This is a genomic window from Pectobacterium quasiaquaticum (genome assembly GCF_014946775.2).
GTDB lineage: Bacteria > Pseudomonadota > Gammaproteobacteria > Enterobacterales > Enterobacteriaceae > Pectobacterium > Pectobacterium aquaticum.
Genome location: NZ_CP065177.1, coordinates 1,688,305 through 1,707,156, shown reverse-complemented (window position 1 = coordinate 1,707,156; position 18,852 = coordinate 1,688,305). Strand labels below are relative to the sequence as shown.

General features: G+C 52.1%; 17 protein-coding genes. 10 read left to right on the top strand and 7 right to left on the bottom strand.

The window, feature by feature from the left end; genetic code table 11:
* Positions 1 to 54: 54 nt before the first annotated feature.
* Positions 55 to 900, top strand: a complete 846-nt coding sequence (nfo, locus tag IG609_RS07920) for a deoxyribonuclease IV (RefSeq protein ID WP_193400406.1) — start codon at positions 55 to 57, stop codon at positions 898 to 900.
* 90 nt (positions 901 to 990) lie between these two features.
* Here the strand turns inward: nfo and fruA are convergent, their stop codons facing one another.
* From fruA to fruB, 3 genes are read right to left on the bottom strand one after another with little or no spacing between them, the layout of a single operon-like run.
* Positions 991 to 2,682, bottom strand: coding sequence for a PTS fructose transporter subunit IIBC (fruA, locus tag IG609_RS07915; protein WP_102118846.1), 1,692 nt, complete (start codon positions 2,680 to 2,682; stop codon positions 991 to 993).
* Between the two features lie 18 nt (positions 2,683 to 2,700).
* Entirely contained in the window at positions 2,701 to 3,639 is a 939-nt protein-coding gene (fruK, locus tag IG609_RS07910; protein ID WP_014699594.1) for a 1-phosphofructokinase, read from the bottom strand.
* Positions 3,636 to 4,769 (bottom strand): fused PTS fructose transporter subunit IIA/HPr protein, encoded by a 1,134-nt coding sequence (fruB, locus tag IG609_RS07905; protein WP_102118847.1) that lies wholly within the window; start codon positions 4,767 to 4,769, stop codon positions 3,636 to 3,638. Before fruB ends, fruK begins: the two co-directional genes overlap by 4 nt.
* A 333-nt stretch (positions 4,770 to 5,102) precedes the next feature.
* Here fruB and setB point away from each other — a divergent pair, with 333 nt between their 5' ends.
* A complete protein-coding gene (gene setB, locus IG609_RS07900) occupies positions 5,103 to 6,281 on the top strand; it encodes a sugar efflux transporter SetB (RefSeq protein WP_193400404.1) in 1,179 nt (392 codons plus the stop codon).
* Positions 6,282 to 6,291: 10 nt separating this feature from the next.
* Here the strand turns inward: setB and IG609_RS07895 are convergent, their stop codons facing one another.
* On the bottom strand, positions 6,292 to 6,546 hold the full coding sequence (locus tag IG609_RS07895; RefSeq protein ID WP_005967276.1) for a hypothetical protein: 255 nt from the start codon (positions 6,544 to 6,546) through the stop codon (positions 6,292 to 6,294).
* A gap of 159 nt (positions 6,547 to 6,705) precedes the next feature.
* Between IG609_RS07895 and yeiP the strand changes: the two genes are divergently transcribed.
* From yeiP to yejF, 8 genes are all read left to right on the top strand, one after another.
* Positions 6,706 to 7,278: an elongation factor P-like protein YeiP gene (yeiP, locus tag IG609_RS07890; RefSeq protein ID WP_010277377.1), complete on the top strand. Its 573-nt coding sequence runs from the start codon at positions 6,706 to 6,708 to the stop codon at positions 7,276 to 7,278.
* An 86-nt stretch (positions 7,279 to 7,364) separates the two neighbouring features.
* Complete coding sequence (locus tag IG609_RS07885; protein WP_193397639.1) at positions 7,365 to 8,366, top strand: CobW family GTP-binding protein; 1,002 nt, start codon at positions 7,365 to 7,367, stop codon at positions 8,364 to 8,366.
* 37 nt (positions 8,367 to 8,403) lie between these two features.
* A complete protein-coding gene (locus IG609_RS07880; protein WP_193397638.1) occupies positions 8,404 to 9,105 on the top strand; it encodes a phosphatase PAP2 family protein in 702 nt (233 codons plus the stop codon).
* A 323-nt stretch (positions 9,106 to 9,428) separates the two neighbouring features.
* Complete coding sequence (mepS, locus tag IG609_RS07875; RefSeq protein WP_180786065.1) at positions 9,429 to 10,010, top strand: bifunctional murein DD-endopeptidase/murein LD-carboxypeptidase; 582 nt, start codon at positions 9,429 to 9,431, stop codon at positions 10,008 to 10,010.
* Between the two features lie 532 nt (positions 10,011 to 10,542).
* Positions 10,543 to 12,351, top strand: coding sequence for an extracellular solute-binding protein (locus tag IG609_RS07870; RefSeq protein ID WP_193400402.1), 1,809 nt, complete (start codon positions 10,543 to 10,545; stop codon positions 12,349 to 12,351).
* A gap of 9 nt (positions 12,352 to 12,360) precedes the next feature.
* Positions 12,361 to 13,458: a microcin C ABC transporter permease YejB gene (locus IG609_RS07865; protein WP_193400400.1), complete on the top strand. Its 1,098-nt coding sequence runs from the start codon at positions 12,361 to 12,363 to the stop codon at positions 13,456 to 13,458.
* Positions 13,455 to 14,480, top strand: a complete 1,026-nt coding sequence (locus IG609_RS07860) for an ABC transporter permease (protein ID WP_193397635.1) — start codon at positions 13,455 to 13,457, stop codon at positions 14,478 to 14,480. Before IG609_RS07865 ends, IG609_RS07860 begins: the two co-directional genes overlap by 4 nt.
* Before the next feature lies 1 nt (position 14,481).
* Positions 14,482 to 16,098, top strand: a complete 1,617-nt coding sequence (gene yejF, locus IG609_RS07855; protein WP_193397634.1) for a microcin C ABC transporter ATP-binding protein YejF — start codon at positions 14,482 to 14,484, stop codon at positions 16,096 to 16,098.
* Positions 16,099 to 16,139: 41 nt separating this feature from the next.
* Here the strand turns inward: yejF and IG609_RS07850 are convergent, their stop codons facing one another.
* The 3 genes from IG609_RS07850 to rsuA form a co-directional block, all read right to left on the bottom strand.
* A complete protein-coding gene (locus IG609_RS07850; protein ID WP_039485625.1) occupies positions 16,140 to 16,484 on the bottom strand; it encodes a YejG family protein in 345 nt (114 codons plus the stop codon).
* A gap of 381 nt (positions 16,485 to 16,865) precedes the next feature.
* On the bottom strand, positions 16,866 to 18,056 hold the full coding sequence (locus tag IG609_RS07845; protein ID WP_193400398.1) for a Bcr/CflA family multidrug efflux MFS transporter: 1,191 nt from the start codon (positions 18,054 to 18,056) through the stop codon (positions 16,866 to 16,868).
* Between the two features lie 40 nt (positions 18,057 to 18,096).
* Positions 18,097 to 18,792 (bottom strand): 16S rRNA pseudouridine(516) synthase RsuA, encoded by a 696-nt coding sequence (gene rsuA, locus IG609_RS07840; protein ID WP_116227206.1) that lies wholly within the window; start codon positions 18,790 to 18,792, stop codon positions 18,097 to 18,099.
* Between the last annotated feature and the right edge of the window lie 60 nt (positions 18,793 to 18,852).

The window sequence follows — 18,852 nt, the reverse complement described above, 5'->3', positions numbered from 1 at the left end:
CCTGTTAACGTCTCATTAACCTGCATAATGTCTCCGTTACCAAAGGAGACCAACATGAAATACATCGGGGCGCATGTTAGCGCATCTGGCGGGGTCGATCAGGCCGTGATTCGCGCACATGAGATAAAGGCGACGGCTTTCGCTTTATTTACCAAGAATCAGCGCCAGTGGCAGGCCGCACCGCTCAGCGCCGAGGTTATCGATCGTTTTAAAGCCGCCTGTGAGCAGTACGCCTATACATCAGCACAAATTCTGCCGCACGATAGCTATCTGATTAATCTGGGTCACCCAGACGCCGAGGCGCTGGAGAAGTCACGCAGCGCATTTATTGATGAAATGTCGCGCTGCCAGCAGCTTGGGCTAAGCCTGCTGAATTTTCACCCCGGTAGCCATCTAAAGCAGATAGAAGAAGCTGACTGTCTGGCACGTATATCCGAGTCCATCAACATCGCGCTGGCGGAAACGGATGGCGTCACCGCCGTGATTGAAAACACTGCGGGGCAAGGCAGCAATTTGGGGTTCCGCTTTGAACAGTTGGCGGCCATCATCGATGGCGTAGACGATAAAAGCCGCGTCGGTGTCTGTATCGATACCTGTCACGCCTTCGCCGGTGGCTACGACCTGCGGACAGAAGCGGATTGCGATGCTACCTTCGCGGAATTCGATCGCATTGTTGGGTTTCACTACCTGCGCGGAATGCATTTGAATGATGCCAAAAGCGCGTTCGCCAGTCGCGTTGACCGACACCATAGCTTGGGGGAAGGCAATATCGGCAAAACCGCTTTCAGCTATATCATGAAAGATTCCCGCTTTGACGGCATCCCGATGATTCTGGAAACGATCAACCCCGATATCTGGGCCGACGAAATCGCCTGGCTCAAGTCCGAAGCCCAATGCTAAAAAAAGCGCCAGTTGGTTTACCCATCTGGCGCTCTCTCATCCACATCCTTGTGTTATGGCATTACTTTTTATTCATGACGATAGTCGGGCTTATGCGGCCTTCGCCAGTTGTTCATCAGAGCGTTTCAGCAGCGCGTAAAGCACGCCAGCCACAGCGGTTCCCGCAATGATCGCTAACAGGTAGCCGATAACTGGGGTAATCGCGCCAGGAATCAACAGCACGAACAGACCACCGTGTGGTGCCATTAACTTAGCGCCCACCGCCATTGACAGCGCACCAGTCAGTGCACCACCGATGATGCAGCAAGGCAGAACGCGCATCGGGTCACGCGCCGCGTAAGGAATCGCCCCTTCGGAGATAAAGCACAGGCCCAGTACAAACGCCGCTTTGCCCCCTTCACGCTCGGTCGGGTTGAATTTCTTGCTTGCCAGTACCGTCGCCAGACCCATTGCCAAGGGTGGCACCATACCCGCTGCCATGACGGCGGCCATCGGCGCGTAAATCTGGCTACTGAGTAAGGTCGTACCGAAGACGTAAGCGACCTTGTTAACTGGGCCGCCCATATCCGTACACATCATCGCACCCAGGATCGCACCCAAAATCACCGCATTCGCCGTGCCCATGGATTGCAGCCAGCCTGTCAGGCCAGTCAGGATTTTCGCCACTGGCGTGCCAACGACGTAAATCATGATAAGACCGGTGATCAACGTAGCGAACAGCGGAATGATCAGGATCGGTTTTAGCGCCGTCAGACTTTGCGGCAGAATCAGTTTATTGTTGATCGCTCTGGCAATATACCCCGCCAGGAAACCAGCAATGATCCCACCGAGGAAGCCTGCCCCCGTACTCACCGCCAACATCCCGCCAACCAGACCTGGCGTTAAGCCCGGACGATCCGCAATGGAGAACGCGATATAGCCCGCTAATACTGGCACCATCAGCGCAAAGGCAGAACCGCCGCCGATCTTCATCAGCGCCGCTGCCAGCGTACCTTCCTGTTTAAAGGCTTCAATACCAAAGACAAACGACAAGGCGATACACAAACCACCCGCGACAACCATCGGCAGCATGTAAGACACGCCGGTCAACAGGTGACGATACGGGCCCGCTCCGCCTTTCTGACCAGACTCGCTCGCGCTTGACGCACTGGCTTGCCCAGATGGCTGATACACTTTCGCTTCAGCCTGCGCTTTATCTAACTCCTGCGCCGTCTTCTTCAGTGCCAGCCCCGTCGAGGTACGATACATCTTCTTACCAGCAAACTTCGCCAGATCGACTTCAATGTCCGCAGCCACGATCACCAGATCGGCCTGTTCCACTTCTTCAGGGGTAATGGCGTTGCCCGCACCAACGGAGCCGCGCGTTTCCACTTTGACCCACCAGCCGCGTTTTTTTGCTTCGCTTTCAATCGCTTCTGCTGCCATAAACGTGTGCGCGACGCCCGTCGGGCACGCCGTTATCGCCACAATACGCTTGGCAACTGCGGGCTGCTGAACGGGAGCTGACGCCGCAGCCTGATAGACCGTGGCGTCAGCCTGCGCTTTCGCCAAGAAAGCGTCCGGCTGCGAAACAGCCAGTTCGATATCACCGACATAAACCTGCTTGCCATTCAGTGCGCTGTCCGCCGCGGCGGATGCACCCAGAACGATCGCCAGTTCAGCGTCGTTAGCCTGTTCTGTAAACGTCACCCCTGCTTTCGCAGCGGCAGCACCGAGTAGGTTCTTCACCAGTTGGCTTCTCGCCAGGCCCAGTGATTTATCCAAAATCAGCAGCGTTTTCATTGTTTATCTCCTGCTGTATCAGTTAAAGGGTTTGAGGTCGACACGCGCCATCATCGCGGCCAACTGAGGACGATCGGTAATACCAACATTACTTTGGCTGACGGCCAGCGCTGAAACCGCCGTCGCCAAACGCAGAGTGTGCTCACTGGACTCACGCATTAATAAGCCATAAATCAACCCCCCAACCATGGAGTCGCCCGCACCTACCGTACTTACCACATCACAAGCCGGTGGCAAAGCCCGCCACGCACCCGATGCATTCACCCACAGTGCACCTTCCGCACCCAGTGAGATCACAACATGCGCGATACCCTGCTCACGCAGTGCGTGGGCGGCATCCACCACATCAGCCAGCGTAGGTAATTTACGCCCAGCCCATATCTCCAGCTCCCGGCGGTTTGGTTTCACCAACCAAGGAGAGGCTTTCAGTCCCGCCACCAGCGCTTCACGGCTGCTGTCGAAAATAATGCAAGGACACTGCGTGCGCAGACGCGACATCCAATCGGTAAAGGCATCAGGATCGACGCCAGCAGGCAGACTGCCGCTCACCGCGACCATGTCGAATTGCCCCAGCCAGCTCAGCGAATCATTGACGAAACGCTGCCAGTCCTGCTGGGTCACTTCAAAACCGGAAAAGTTGAAGTCGGTTACGTCGCCATCTTTTTCGGTTAATTTGACATTAATACGCGTACGTCCTGGTACAACCTGGAAACGGTTGGCAATGCCCAGCTCGCTGAACAATTGCTGAAAACCATCCTGATTGTCTTTACCCAGAAAGCCACCTACCGTGACATCAATCCCGAGATCTTTCAGCACCTTGGCAACGTTAATACCTTTGCCTGCGGCGTGCAGACCCGCTGTCTGAACCAGATTGACTTCGCCTTTCTCAACTTCTGGGCAATAGCCAACCAGATCATAAGCTGGATTCAGGGTGATTGTGGCTACTCTCCTGCTCATGCTGCCCCCTCGCCCAAACCGGACGTAATCGCGTCACCAATCGCGGCCAGTGCTTGTTCTGCATCGCTACCGCTCGCGGTGAAACGCAATTTGTGACCTTTCTTCACGCCCAGCGCGACGACTTTCATCAGGCTGCGACCATTTGCCGGTTTGCCTGTGCCATCCAGATTGGTGACAGTGATGTCACTGCTGAACTGCTTGATCACGTTCACCAGCATGGTGCCTGGACGCGCGTGCAGGCCGTGTTCGTTGCGAATGCTAAATTCTGCCGTCAGCACTTCACTTTCTTCCGGTACGTCGCTGGTCAAAAGAGCCAGCAGCGTCGGTGCGTCAGCTGTCAGCAAACGTTCCGCTTTTTGTGCAATCAGCAGGTTGCTCAGGTAACCAATCGGCGCAAAAGCCTGATCGTCAGCCGCAGCGACCGTCACCAGTAAAGCGACGTTTTCGCCGTCAACGCTGAACGGCGTAGCAGGACGTGCCACCGCAGCCGCGCTGCTGAGGTTACCAACAGCGCTATCGCTGAACCACACGCCTTGCCCCAGATTCAGCGGTTTATTGCTGACTGCGGTACTAACGAAGCTGGCGTCTGCTGCACCGACCTGCTGAAGACGACCCGCGTTCAACGCCTGGAGCGTCAACAGATTATCGGTCGCCACATCCAGCGCAATCAGTGAGGTATCAAAGCGGAACTCCACCAGTTGCTGCTCGCCCATCAGCAGGCTACGTAATTCTTCTGCTGAGGTTGTGCTTGCCAAACGTGCTGCGACGCGATCGTCGCTCAGGACGTGAGTCAGTTGACGCAGCAACGCAAGGTGTTCATCAGAACGGGCTGCAATCCCCAACACCACATAGGCGGTTTGATCTTCCCCCCAGGAAATACCCTGAGGAAATTGAAATACTTGAACCCCGGTCTTCAATACCAGATCGCGGGTATCGGTTGTGCCGTGAGGGATAGCAATGCCGCTTCCCAAATAGGTGGATGTTTGCTGTTCACGCTGGAGCATGCCGTCGACATACCCTGCGTTAACGCACCCGGCCTCGGTCAGTGCTGAAGCAACAAGCTGGATAGCTTCCTGCTTAGTACTGGCCGCTGCGCCCAAATGAATATCTTGCTGTGACAACTGGAACATGGCACTCCTCTCTTGCTGAAGGTTGAATCGTTTCAGCTTTTATGAGAAAAAAATGTGTCGATTGTTAGGGCGTTTCAAAAAAATTCCGCTGAAACGTTTCAAAAGTCTCATTCTATTACGTCATTTATGCAAGCTTTCTACGCTGCTGACGTAACAAAATTTTGACATCACGCACATTTTAGCGTGGATGATGCGCTGCCCGCCAACAAAAATCATCAAATGGCTGAAGCCATGCTGACGAAAAATAATGAAACAAGATTTCTGTTTCATTATAAACCCGAGTACTATGTCGCGCTCGACAGCCTCTGCCTATTTTCAAAGCGCTATCAACTTATGTTCACTCCTGCACATACAACGCGACGTCCGCTCGACCTGACATCGTCAGCATTTTTAGTTATTGCCTTCCTGACCGGAACGGCCGGTGCCCTGCAACTTCCTACGCTCAGCCTCTTTCTTTCCAGCGAAGTACAGGCTCGTCCTTTCTTAGTCGGGATGTTTTATACTGGCAGCGCGGTTATCGGCATTGTCGTCAGCCAAATGCTGGCCACGCGGTCGGACCGTCAGGGCGATCGCAAATCGCTGATTTTCGTCTGCTGCCTGCTGGGCGCACTGGCCTGCATGCTGTTTGCCTGGAACCGTAACTACTTTATTCTGCTCTTTATCGGCGTGTTGCTGAGCAGCTTTGGCTCGACCGCTAACCCGCAGCTTTTTGCGCTGGCGCGGGAGCACGCGGATAAAACGGGTCGTGAAGCGGCGATGTTCAGCTCCATCCTCCGCGCGCAAATTTCTCTCGCCTGGGTTGTCGGCCCGCCTATCGCCTTTGCGCTGGCACTGGGATTCGGCTTCACGACGATGTATCTGACCGCCGCGGTCGTCTTTATCTTGTGCGGCATTCTGGTCAAACTCTTTCTGCCTTCCATGCCCAAGACCGTGGAAAAGACCACTTCCACGCTGGAATCACCGCGCCGCAACCGTCGGGACACGCTCTTGCTGTTCGTGGCCTGTACCTTGATGTGGACCTGCAACGGCATTTACCTCATTAATATGCCGCTGTATCTGGTGCATGAACTGCATTTGCCGGAAAAGCTGGCAGGTATCATGATGGGTGTGGCCGCCGGGCTGGAAATTCCGGTGATGCTGATTGCTGGCTACGTTGCCAAACGCTTCGGTAAACGTTTCTTGATGCGGCTTGCTGTTGCCTCCGGCCTACTGTTCTTCGGCGGCTTGCTGGTTCTTGATAGCGAAATAGCGCTGCTGGCGTTACAGGTGCTGAACGCGATCTTTATTGGCATTCTGGCCGGAATAGGCATGCTTTACTTTCAGGACTTGATGCCCGGACAGGCAGGCGCGGCAACCACGCTGTTTACCAATACCACGCGCGTTGGTTGGATCATCTCCGGCTCACTGGCTGGAATTGTTGCTGAAATCTGGAACTATCACGCCGTCTTCTTTTTCGCGCTGCTGATGATCGCCGGTTCCATTTATTGTATGTGGCGCATCAAAGACGCCTGATCGCCATACGTTAAGGGGCGGTGTCGGCTTCCAGTTTGAGCAGGTAAATCATCGCCTCATCACGATGGCTGAAACACATATCCGCGCGCGGCTTTAGCCCCGCGCAAACCGCAGGCCGCAGTGGAGAATGGAACAGCCCGCAGCGCATCGCCTCATCAAGATGAATACAGGGTGTGTTTGCAGGCTTGCCGTGTGGCAAACCAGGCATCGGCGTTGAAATCGATGCCGCGATGCAGCAGGCACCGCAATGGGGGCGACAGTCCATCAGCAAGCTCCGGTGGGCTGACAAGAAGTAGAGAGCGCCACCATAACAGCCCTTCTACCAAAAACCAATATCAGCCCCTTCATCTTATACTTGCCTGAACTCTTCGGCGCGAGTAACGTGTCGCCACAAAAATCACACTCCTAATAGCAGGTAATTTTTATGGCAAGAGCGAACGAGATTAAACGCGGAATGGTCGTTAACTATAACGACAAGTTATTGCTGGTAAAGGACATCGACGTCCAGAGCCCTAGCGCCCGCGGAGCCAGCACGCTGTACAAAATGCGTTTTTCTGATGTCCGCACGGGTTTGAAAGTGGAAGAGCGTTTTAAAGGCGACGACATTATCGATACCATCACACTGACGCGCCGTACGGTCACGTTCTCCTATATTGACGGCGACGAATACGTCTTTATGGATGATGAGGACTACACTCCTTACCTCTTCAAAAAAGATCAAATAGAAGAAGAGTTGCTGTTTATCCCTGAAGGCGGCATGCCGGGAATTCAGGTATTGAGCTGGGACGGCCAAATCATCGCGCTGGAACTGCCACAAACGGTCGATCTGGAAATTGTTGAGACGGCACCGGGCATTAAAGGCGCTTCAGCCAGTTCACGCAACAAACCTGCGACCATGAGCACCGGTCTTGTTATCCCCGTTCCAGAATATCTGAGCGCGGGTGAAAAGATCCGTATTCATATTCCAGAACGTCGCTACATGGGTCGCGCAGACTAACATTCTACATTGTGCTTCCCGCACAATACTTGTCGCCGGATGACCTATCCGGCACACGTCAACCTTCCCCGGATTAGGAGCCTGCCATGCTAACGAAAGTCAATTTGATTACAGGGTTTCTGGGTAGTGGAAAAACCACCACGATTCGTCACCTTCTGTCGCAAAAGCCTGAAGACGAAGTCTGGGCGGTGCTGGTCAACGAATTCGGTGAAGTGGGGATTGACGGTGCGCTACTGGCGGACAGCGGTGCGGTATTGAAAGAGATTCCCGGCGGCTGCATGTGCTGCGTAAACGGCTTGCCGATGCAGGTTGGCCTGAATATGCTGCTGCAACAGAAGAAACCCCATCGGTTGCTCATCGAACCCACGGGGCTCGGCCATCCGAAACAAATTCTCTCCTTGCTAACGAGTGATATCTATCAGCCCTGGCTGACATTACAGGCTACGCTGTGTCTGCTGGATGCGCGTCAATTGAGTGATACTCGCTATACGGAAAATGAGAACTTCCGCGATCAGCTTGCCGCCGCGGATGTGATTATCGCTAACAAACGAGATACTTATACCGCCGACGATCTCGCGGCCTTGCAGCAGTGGCAGCAGGCAAACAGCGATGGTCGACAAATTATCGAGGCTAGTCAGGGAAATGTTGACTGGCAGTTGCTCGACCAACCGCGCCCTCCTTCATCGCAAGAGCGTATGCGCGAACTTCCAGATGGCGACCATCACCACGCACATAAGCCAAAAAATAATTTGGCCGCGTTGCAATTACCAAAGGCGCAGTCCTGGCGACGCTCTCTCAATCAAGGACAGGGTTACCACGCCTGTGGCTGGATATTCGCACCTGAAACCACTTTTGATACCGCAGCCCTGCTGGACTGGGTCCGCCTTTCTCCCGTGAATCGGGTTAAAGGGGTGATGCGTATAAAAGAAGGGACGCTCGTCGTGAACCGTCAGGGCCACGATCTTCATATAGAAACCCGGTCGGTGGCACCGATTGATAGCCGTATCGAAGTCATTAATGAAACGCCGGCAGAATGGAATACGTTACAAGCCTTGTTGTTAAAGGCTCGTTTAGCTAACGTGGAGTAAACTGAATTTTTTCGTCTTTGTTTGGATAGTTTGCCTTATGTTATTTGCCCGTTTTTGTTCTATTTTAGCGCTCAATATGTTGGGCATCGGCCTGTTTTTATCCTGGTATCTACCGGAAAATCATGGCTTTTGGTTCACGCTCGACAGCCATATCTTTTTCTATTTCAACCATCTTTTGGTCGATAGTCCGGCGTTTCTACATCTGGTAGCGGTTACCAATAACCGCGCCTTTGACGGTTGTGCACTCGTTGCAATGGGATTGCTGTATTTGTCATTTTATCTGCAAGCCACGCCCACAGAGCGTCGCCGTTTATTGATTATCGGTTTTATCATGCTGTTAACAGCTGTCGTGCTGAATCAGGCTGGACATTTATTACCGGTGCAACACGCCAGCCCAACGCTCTATTTTAGTGACGTCAACCGCGTTTCAGACTTAACCGGTATTCCGACCAAAGATGCGTCATCGGATAGCTTCCCCGGCGACCACGGCATGATGTTGATGATCTTTGCGGCTTTTATGCTGCGCTATTTTACCCGTACCGCTTTCGCTATCGGCCTGACCATCTTGGTGATTTTCTCATTGCCTCGCATCATGATTGGTGCACATTGGTTTACCGATATTGCAGTCGGCTCGCTCTCGGTTGTTCTGGTCGGATTGAGTTGGTGGTTATTAACGCCAGCGAGCGATGCCGCTATTACCCTGTTAAATCGGCTATTACCTAAAAAACCGACAGTATAAACCCCTATAATTTCAGATTTTTTACATCGACATTTTTTAGCTGAATACATCATTAAATCTTATAAATAAAATGGTTAAAACTTCTCGCAATCCTGCTGCTGTTACGGTAGTCTCGTTCGGGTTTACTTCTTTAGCGCACACTGAACTCCCTGCGGCAAGAGAAATAATGTGCATTCCGGCACACTTTCGCCGATGAGTGTTTGGCTACGAAGAAACTCTGATTTAGTCTGAGTCTCGTTTTCGTTTGGCATTTATCCCCCAGTGAAATGGGGATACTACATAGCGATAATTATCGTTAAGGACAGCAAGGGAACATAACAACAATGGTCAAATCTCAACCGACTCTGAGATATATCTGGCGGGCAGTGCCTGCCGTTGCGGTAGCAATGATGCTCTCCGCATGTGGAAGTAATAGTGCATACAACAATAAAGCTCAAACTGATATGCATGCAGTTAATGACAAAGATGGTCTTTTACTGCAAGCCTCTCAGGATGAATTTGAAGCACTGGTTCGTAACGTGGATATCAAGTCCAAGTTACTTACCCAATATGCCAGTTGGAAAGGTGTTCGTTACCGTTTAGGCGGTGATAGTCGACGTGGCATTGACTGCTCAGCTTTCGTTCAGCGCACGTTCCGCGAACAGTTTGGTATGGATTTACCGCGTTCAACTTATGAACAGCAAGAAATGGGCCAGCAAATTCAGCGCAACAAATTGCGCGTCGGCGATCTTGTTTTGTTCCGTGCAGGTTCAACCGGTCGCCACGTTGGCATTTATCTCGGCAACGATCAATTCGTCCACGCATCAACCAGCAGTGGCGTCATTATCTCCAACATGACAGAAGACTACTGGGATAAGCGTTATCAGGAAGGACGTCGTGTCCTGAGTAAAAGAAAAACCAGCTAAACCATACCGCTCCCTTGCTGTGTGTTAGTGAAAGAAGTTTGCTGTTAGCCAACGAAACCAGACGACATCAACGCCGCTTATGACCACAAGCGGCGTTTTTTTATGATGGACATCCTTGTCCATCACCCTGCGGGCCATTGCTGCGCAACGTTGAAAAACGTTCCCTGCGTTTTTTTATGACGGACATCCTTGTCCATCACCCTGCGGGCCGTTGCTGCGCAACGTTGAAAAACGTTCCCTACGTTTTTTTATGCCTGCTTTCACCCGAATACCACCGAGATCCTCCCCTTCTGCGGCACACTGCGCAAAATATGACTGACTCAACAACCTGAAACATTAACAGACCGTGATTAAGGTAGGTTTATCACCTGATTTCATGATAAAAAGAAAATGTGCAGCTTCCCGATGGGAATGTTAATTATTTCAAGAACTTTATGCCGAGGAAATCGGCATTGTTGACGTTACGATATGGCGTGTCTACATCAGACGATGCCTAGCCAGATAACGTCCATTCGCAGGAGATTACCGTCAGATGTTAAAACGCGTTATCGCTGCCGTATTGCTTTGCACGGCCCATTTTGGGGTGCATGCCGAGACGATTGAAAACAGCACCAGCTTTGCACTGTTGGGTGAACCCAAATATGCCGAGAACTTCAGCCATTTTGATTATGTCAACCCTGATGCGCCCAAAGGCGGCAGCATCACCCTCAGCGCACTAGGGACCTTTGACAACTTCAACCGTTACGCGCTACGTGGCGTGGCAGCGGCACGAACTGAAAGGCTCTATGATTCGCTCTTTGTCTCCTCTGATGACGAGCCCGGCAGTTATTATCCGCTGGTCGCCCTAACGACGCGCCATTCGGCGGATTTTCGCTGGATTGAAATCGAGATGAATCCCAAGGCCCGCTTTCATGACGGCTCACCAATCACCGCCGCTGACGTCGCGTTCACCTACAATATGTTTATGACGCAGGGCGTGCCGCAGTTCCGCATCTATTTTAAAGATATCACCGCCAAGGCCGTTGCACCGCTGACCATACGCTTCGATTTTCCCGTATCCGACAAAAATCGCATGTTCAGCCTGCTGACATTGCCCATCATGCCGGAGAAATTCTGGAAGAATCATAAATTCAACGAACCGCTATCGTATCCGCCTCCGGCCAGTGGGCCTTACCGCATCACCGCCTATCGTACCGGACAATATGTCACCTATTCTCGCGTGAAAGACTATTGGGGTGCCGATCTGCCGGTCAATAAAGGCCAATACAATTTCGATAAAATTCGCTACGACTACTATATGGATGACAGTGTCGCGCTGGAGGCGTTTAAAGCCGGCGCTTTCGACCTGCGTGAGGAAGGTTCGCCAAAAAACTGGGCAACCCAATATCAGGGCGGCAACTTTGCACGCGGCTACATCATCAAACAAGATCAGGTGAATCAATCCGCTCAGTCTACGCGCTGGCTGGTATTCAATACCCAACGCCCACTGTTTCAGGATCGACGCGTGCGTCAGGCATTAGCGCTGGCATTTGACTTTAACTGGATGAACAAGGCGCTGTATTACAACGCCTATCAGCGTACCAACAGCTATTTTCAAAACACCGAGTATGCCGCTAAAGGCGAACCCAGCGCAGAAGAATTGGCTTGGCTGACGCCGCTGAAAGACAAGATACCCGCCGAGGTCTTTGGCCCCAGCTATCAACCGCCCTCTTCCGACGGCAGCGGCTATGATCGACAAAACTGGCTTAAGGCACTCAAACTGCTGGAAGAAGCCGGTTGGGAATTGAAAGATCAAAAGCTGGTCAATCACAAAACCGGACAGCCATTTACGTTTGAACTACTGCTGCCAAGCGCTGGCAATTCGCAGTATGTCCTGCCTTTTCAACAGAGCCTGAAAAAACTCGGTATCACCATGAACGTGCGTAACATCGACAGCACGCAGTTCAACAGCCGCCTGCGCAAGCGCGATTTAGATATGACGGCAACAGTGTACCCTGCGTTCATCTACCCCGATGACAGCCTGCAAATGCGCTGGAGCTCGCAGTATATCGACTCAACCTACAATACTTCCGGCGTCAGCGATCCCGCGATTGATTCACTCATCGCGGAAATCGTTAAGCATCAGGGGCAGAAAGTCCCGTTGCTGTCATTAGGCCGCGCACTGGACAGGGTATTGACCTGGAATCAGCTTATGATTCCGATGTGGTATTCCAATCATGACCGTTTCGCCTATTGGAACAAGTTTGCCATGCCTGCTGTACGCCCGGCCTATTCGCTTGGTTTTGACGGCTGGTGGTTCGATACCAAACAGGCGGCCACGCTGCCCGCAGAGCGACGTTAAGGAATAAAAATGGGAACGTATCTGTTACGCCGCCTCTTGCTGGTTATTCCAACCCTGTGGGCAATCATCACAATTAATTTCTTCATTGTACAAATTGCCCCCGGCGGCCCGGTGGATCAGGCCATTGCGGCGATTGAAATGGGCCACGGCAGCGGTTATACCGCCAATAGCGGAATGGATGCCGGTATGGCACGGGCGGGCACCAGCGGCGCACCGAATATCGAGAACGCTTATCGCGGTTCACGTGGCCTCGACCCGGAAGTCATCGAGGAAATCACCAAACGTTATGGCTTCGATAAGCCGATCCATGAACGTTATTTTAAGCTGCTGTGGGATTACGTACGCTTTGACTTCGGCGATAGCCTGTTCCGTGGTTCTTCGGTGATACAACTTATTAAGGAGAGCATGCCGGTTTCGATTACGCTGGGGCTGTGGAGTACGCTGATCGTCTACCTGATTTCCATTCCTCTTGGCATCAAAAAAGCCGTGAAGAACGGCACACCGTTCGATACCTGGAGCAGCACGTTAATCATTATCGGCTATGCCATTCCGGCGTTTTTGTTTGCGATCATTTTGATTGTGCTATTCGCGGGCGGCAGTTACCTGGACTGGTTCCCGCTCCGAGGGCTAGTCTCCAGCAATTTTGATACCCTGCCGTGGTACAGCAAGATTACCGACTACTTGTGGCATATCGCCTTACCAGTTCTGGCTTCCGTCATTGGCGGTTTCGCCACGCTAACGATGCTCACCAAGAATTCCTTTATGGATGAGATTCGTAAGCAGTACGTTGTTACCGCGCGCGCTAAAGGGCTGGATGAAAAAAGCATTCTCTACCGTCACGTATTCCGTAATGCCATGTTGTTGGTGATTGCCGGCTTCCCCGCCACGTTTATCAGTATGTTTTTCACCGGCTCGCTACTGATTGAGGTGATGTTCTCGCTCAACGGGCTGGGCCTGTTGGGCTATGACGCCACGCTGCAACGTGACTATCCCGTCATGTTCGGTACGCTGTATATCTTCACGCTGATCGGCTTATTGCTGAATATCGTCAGTGACATAACCTATACGCTGGTGGATCCGCGTATCGATTTTGAGGGACGCCAATGAGCCGCTTAAGCCCGATTAATCAGGCGCGCTGGGCGCGTTTTAAAAGTAATCGTCGCGGTTACTGGTCGCTGTGGATTTTCATGGCGCTGTTTATCGTCAGCCTGTTTTCCGAATTGATCGCCAACGACAAACCGCTGTTGGTGAAGTATGACGGCCAGTTTTATACGCCGGTGCTTATTGACCACAGCGAGAGGACGTTCGGCGGACAGTTGGATACCACCGCTGATTTCCGCGATCCTTATATCGCCGAACGTATCAGCAGCCACGGCTGGGCAATCTGGCCGCTGATTCACTACAGTTACGACACCATAAACTACGCCACTACAGCGTCCTTCCCCTCTGCACCAAACTGGCAGAACTGGCTGGGCACGGACAGCCAAGGGAAAGATGTGGTCTCGCAAGTCCTGTATGGCTTCCGTATCTCACTGCTGTTCGGTCTGGCGCTCACGATCCTGTCCAGCGTGATTGGTATCGCCGTCGGTGCGACACAGGGCTATTACGGCGGGCGTCTCGACCTGTGGGGGCAACGCTTTATCGAAGTCTGGTCCGGCATGCCGACGCTGTTTCTAATTATCTTGCTGTCCAGCGTGATTCAGCCGGATTTCTGGTGGCTATTAGGCATTACCGTCCTTTTCGGCTGGATGAGTCTGGTTGGTGTGGTACGGGCGGAATTTTTGCGTACCCGCAACTTTGACTATATTCGTGCCGCGCAGGCGATGGGGGTCAGCGACCGCGCCATTATGTTCCACTGCATGCTGCCAAACGCGATGGTCGCTACGCTGACCTACCTGCCCTTTATTCTCTGCGGTTCGATTACTACACTAACATCGCTGGATTTTCTCGGCTTTGGTCTGCCGATGGGCTCGCCATCATTAGGCACTTTATTGCTGGAAGGGAAAAATAACCTTCAGGCGCCGTGGCTGGGCATTACCGTGTTTATGGTGCTTTCCATCGTGCTTTCCTTACTCATTTTTATCGGCGAGGCGGTACGCGACGCCTTTGACCCCAGCAAGGCGCATTAATATGTCCAGTTCACCTTTATTGCAGATAGATAATCTCAGCATTGCCTTCCGCAAAGGCGGTCAGGAGCAACGCGTTGTCGACCAGCTTTCATTGGCGGTGAACGCGGGTGAGACGCTGGCGCTGGTCGGTGAATCAGGCTCCGGAAAAAGCGTCACCGCACTGTCGGTGTTGCGTTTGCTCCCCTCCCCGCCCGTGGTTTATCCGCAAGGGGATATTCGCTTCGCAGGGCAGTCGCTGCTGCATTCCGATGAAAAAACACTGCGTCAGATACGTGGCAATCGGATCGCGATGATCTTTCAAGAACCGATGGTGTCGCTTAACCCTTTGCAAAGCATTGAGAAACAGCTGATTGAAGTGCTTTCGCTCCACCGTGGCATGCGCACCGAGGCAGCCCGCAGCGAAGTCATCACCTGTCTGGATCGCGTGGGTATTCGGCAAGCTAAGAGTCGATTGAATGATTTCCCGCACCAGCTTTCCGGCGGGGAACGCCAGCGCGTCATGATTGCGATGGCACTGCTGACACAGCCGGATTTACTGATTGCCGATGAACCCACAACGGCACTGGACGTGACCGTTCAGGCGCAAATATTAAAATTGCTGAACGAGCTGAAGCAAGAACTGGGGATGAGTTTACTATTCATCACCCACAACCTGAATATTGTCCGTCAGTTGGCAGATAACGTGTCGGTCATGAAAGCCGGTCAGGCTGTGGAGCATAATAGCTGTCAGCAGCTTTTCAGTACACCGCAGCATCCCTACACCCGCCAGTTACTGGATGCAGAACCGTCGGGCGAGCCACTTCCGGTAACAGATGACGGCGACCCTCTTTTACGGGTGGAAAAATTGCACGTTTCGTTTCCCATCAAACGTGGCCTTTTGCGCCGTACTGTTGACGAAAAGCAGGTAGTGAACAATATCAACTTCACCTTACGGCGCGGCGAAAGTCTGGGTCTGGTGGGAGAATCCGGCTCAGGAAAAAGTACGACCGGATTAGCGTTGCTGCGCCTGATTCAATCACGCGGCGATATCTGGTTCGACGGCCAGCCCTTGCAAGGGCTAACCCGTAAGCAAATGCTGCCTTTCCGCCACCGGATTCAGGTTGTCTTTCAGGATCCGAACTCTGCGCTGAACCCACGGCTGAATGTGGAACAAATCATTGCTGAGGGGTTGACCGTCCATCATAAGTTAAGCAAAGAGGCGCTCGACCAGCGTGTGGTTGAGGCGATGCAGGAAGTCGGGCTGGATCCCACGACCCGCTACCGCTATCCCTCCGAGTTTTCCGGCGGCCAGCGTCAGCGTATCGCTATCGCTCGTGCGCTGATACTGCAACCCGAGCTACTGATCCTCGATGAGCCCACCTCATCGCTGGACAGAACGGTTCAGGCGCAAATTCTGGCGCTGCTGAAATCATTACAGGAAAAGCACCAAATCGCTTACCTATTTATCAGCCATGACTTACAGGTTATCCGTTCTCTGTGCCATCAGGTTATTGTGTTGCGACAAGGCGAAGTGGTCGAACAGGGCGAATGCAAACAGGTATTCGCGCACCCTGCCGAACATTACACACGGGAACTGCTACAGTTCTCATCCTACACGGCAGAAACGCAGTCGGCATAAAATGAGAGAATACCGCAGCGCCGATCTGCTGACGCTGCGGTTTAAAAGGGATATTGTGCCGATACGGACTCAGCGATAGCGACACCGACATTCTTCAGACGGCACATTGCTGTGCTTTCATCATTACGATGCAAAAACAGACACGGCTCGCCTTCCCATTCCAGAACGGCGCATTCAACCTGTATTTCAGACAGGGATTGATTCAGTTGGCGCATGATGTTCCATGCGATATCGCCATCGTGGCTCAACAGTTTGAGGCCAATCAGGTTGTTGTCTTCTTCTCTGCCGCTCAGCGGAATCGGTTCAACATTGATACCTGCAAAACCCGATAACCAGCGATAACTTTGCGGCAAACGATGAACTACCGAAAGTTGGAAACTGTCCACTACTGTTTTCCTCAGGTAATAATTCACAAAATAGTAACATATTTATCATAGTAGCGTGTTCACACTATTTTTTGCCACTTTTAATGAACAAAAAAACAACAAACTCGCTTTTTCATATCGCGATAGTGGTTAACAGAACTGATTGCAAGGACTATTAATGCCAAATTGATCACGAATCTTTCTTCTTTTCTGGCTATATTTAACCTTTTCCATTTAATATCTCAACCCTTTTCAGCTCATCCATTCACTTTTTAGTCAAATATTTTACATTAATAAAACAAAATCCACGCATGTGGATCGCCGTAAGAAGGAAAATGAGGAATAAGAGAGAACAGACTCAGATGCAGGAACATCTTTCCTGCATCTGAGAAGAAGGAAAAATCAGGATGCGGGAGAACGGGTTGCGTACAGATACAGCAGAAAGCCACCAATCGAACAAAGTGCCATTGATAGCACCATCGGCCAGGCGCTGTTGAATGAAGCCAGAGAGAGGATCCCCCCCACAATCGCCCCCAGGCCGAAGCGTAGTGTGCCAGCCAACGACGAGGCCGTCCCTGCCATATGCGGGAAATCATCGAGAATCACCGCCATCGCATTCGACGCCACCATCGCAATACAGCCGACAAACAGTGCCACGCCAAACACCAGCGGCAAGAATCCGAGATCGAACAGGCAGACGACCACCAGCCATATTCCCATCACAAACTGAATGACCAGCCCCGTGCGGAACATCGCCATTGCGCCCAACCGTCGCACATTGCGGCTGTTAAACAACGTGACCACAAAGAGAAAGACGACGTTCAGAGCAAAGTAGTAGCCAAAATTCTGAGGAGAAACGCCATACAGATTGATATACACAAACGGCCCAGCACTCAGGAAGGAGAACATGCCGCAAAACGAAAGCCCGCTTGCCACCATATAGCTGAACACCCGCTTGTGGCGGAACAGGATGGCAAAATTCCCGATGGTGGTGCGCAGATGAAATTTCTGCCGCTTAGCAGGCTGTAAGGTTTCTTTGATAAAAAAGAAAATCAGCGCTGACGCCAGAAAAGCCGCACCAGAGATCGTCCAGAAAATAGAATGCCAACTAAACCACAGCAGCAGCCAGCCACCGGCAATGGGCGCAATGAGCGGCGCGACGGTCATCACCAACACGACGAACGACATCATGCGAGAAAAATCATCCCGCGAGAACATATCGCGCATCAGGGCATTAATCACCACCGCAGCCGCCGCAGCGGAGACGCCGTGCAGAAAACGCATGTAGATCAGTTGCTCTACCGTTTGTGCCAGTGCACAGGCCACGCCTGCAAACGCAAAAACCAGCGTACCGCCGAGAATCACAGGCTTACGTCCCAGGCTGTCTGCCATTGGCCCGTAAAACATCTGGCCAATTGCAAAGCCCAGCACATAGGTGCTGAGCGTCATTTGGACATGCCCGTCCCCCACGCCAAATTCGTTAGCAATGGTCGGCAACGCAGGTAAATACATATCGATAGCTAACGGCATTAGCATCGAAATCAGGCCGAGAATAAAGATCAGCCCAAAATGAGAAGAGCGGCGTAATTGCACTAATAACTCCAGATTAGAAAAAAGGTCATGCTATGCAGCATTATTTTACGCTGGCGATCTCCTCAGCACTTAACTCCCGGTATTCCCCCGGTTCCAGTTCGCTATCCAGATAGATACCACCGATACGTTCGCGATGCAGCTCAACGACCCGATTCCCCACTGCCGCGAACATCCTTTTGACCTGATGATAGCGGCCTTCGCTAATCGTCAGTCGAACGACATAATCCGTTATCTTCTCAAGCGTAGCGGGTTTGGTGAGGTTCTTCTCGTTATGCAGTTGCACGCCCGCCGTAAATTGCGCGGCGGTGTCCTCGGCCAGCGGCTGTTCCAGCGTCACCAGATACGTTTTTTCACACTGGTGCTTAGGCGAAGTAATGCGATGCGACCATTGCCCGTCATCAGTTAGCAGTACCAGTCCAGTGGTATCGATATCCAGACGCCCCGCCGCGTGCAGTTTGTACGCCACTGGGACATCCATGAAATACAGAATGGTGGGATGATCGGGATCGTCCGTTGAACAGACGTAGCCCTGAGGCTTATTCAACATGAAATAGCGCGGACCGCTCTGTTGTTTCAGCGGTTCGCCATCAAACTCGACATTATGCTCAGGGGATAACTTGAACGCGCCGCTTTTTACCACTTCACCATCGACGGTAACACGCTGTGCGTGGAGCTCGCGCGCCACCAGTGAACGACTAATTTCCAATTGCTGGGATAAAAATTTGTCCAATCGCATTAAAACTCACTACCTATCTCAAATAACTGCATATCTCAAAATCGTGAGACCCTAAATTAT

Excerpts from the sequence above, each read along its gene's own strand:
- IG609_RS07865 (WP_193400400.1), top strand. The coding sequence starts at position 12,361 with ATGGGAACGTATCTGTTACGCCGCCTCTTGCTGGTTATTCCAACCCTG.
- nfo (WP_193400406.1), top strand. The coding sequence starts at position 55 with ATGAAATACATCGGGGCGCATGTTAGCGCATCTGGCGGGGTCGATCAG.
- IG609_RS07880 (WP_193397638.1), top strand. The coding sequence starts at position 8,404 with ATGTTATTTGCCCGTTTTTGTTCTATTTTAGCGCTCAATATGTTGGGC.
- yeiP (WP_010277377.1), top strand. The coding sequence starts at position 6,706 with ATGGCAAGAGCGAACGAGATTAAACGCGGAATGGTCGTTAACTATAAC.
- rsuA (WP_116227206.1), bottom strand. The coding sequence starts at position 18,792 with ATGCGATTGGACAAATTTTTATCCCAGCAATTGGAAATTAGTCGTTCA.
- fruK (WP_014699594.1), bottom strand. The coding sequence starts at position 3,639 with ATGAGCAGGAGAGTAGCCACAATCACCCTGAATCCAGCTTATGATCTG.
- fruA (WP_102118846.1), bottom strand. The coding sequence starts at position 2,682 with ATGAAAACGCTGCTGATTTTGGATAAATCACTGGGCCTGGCGAGAAGC.
- fruB (WP_102118847.1), bottom strand. The coding sequence starts at position 4,769 with ATGTTCCAGTTGTCACAGCAAGATATTCATTTGGGCGCAGCGGCCAGT.
- IG609_RS07885 (WP_193397639.1), top strand. The coding sequence starts at position 7,365 with ATGCTAACGAAAGTCAATTTGATTACAGGGTTTCTGGGTAGTGGAAAA.
- setB (WP_193400404.1), top strand. The coding sequence starts at position 5,103 with ATGTTCACTCCTGCACATACAACGCGACGTCCGCTCGACCTGACATCG.
- IG609_RS07860 (WP_193397635.1), top strand. The coding sequence starts at position 13,455 with ATGAGCCGCTTAAGCCCGATTAATCAGGCGCGCTGGGCGCGTTTTAAA.
- yejF (WP_193397634.1), top strand. The coding sequence starts at position 14,482 with ATGTCCAGTTCACCTTTATTGCAGATAGATAATCTCAGCATTGCCTTC.
- IG609_RS07895 (WP_005967276.1), bottom strand. The coding sequence starts at position 6,546 with ATGGACTGTCGCCCCCATTGCGGTGCCTGCTGCATCGCGGCATCGATT.
- IG609_RS07870 (WP_193400402.1), top strand. The coding sequence starts at position 10,543 with ATGTTAAAACGCGTTATCGCTGCCGTATTGCTTTGCACGGCCCATTTT.
- mepS (WP_180786065.1), top strand. The coding sequence starts at position 9,429 with ATGGTCAAATCTCAACCGACTCTGAGATATATCTGGCGGGCAGTGCCT.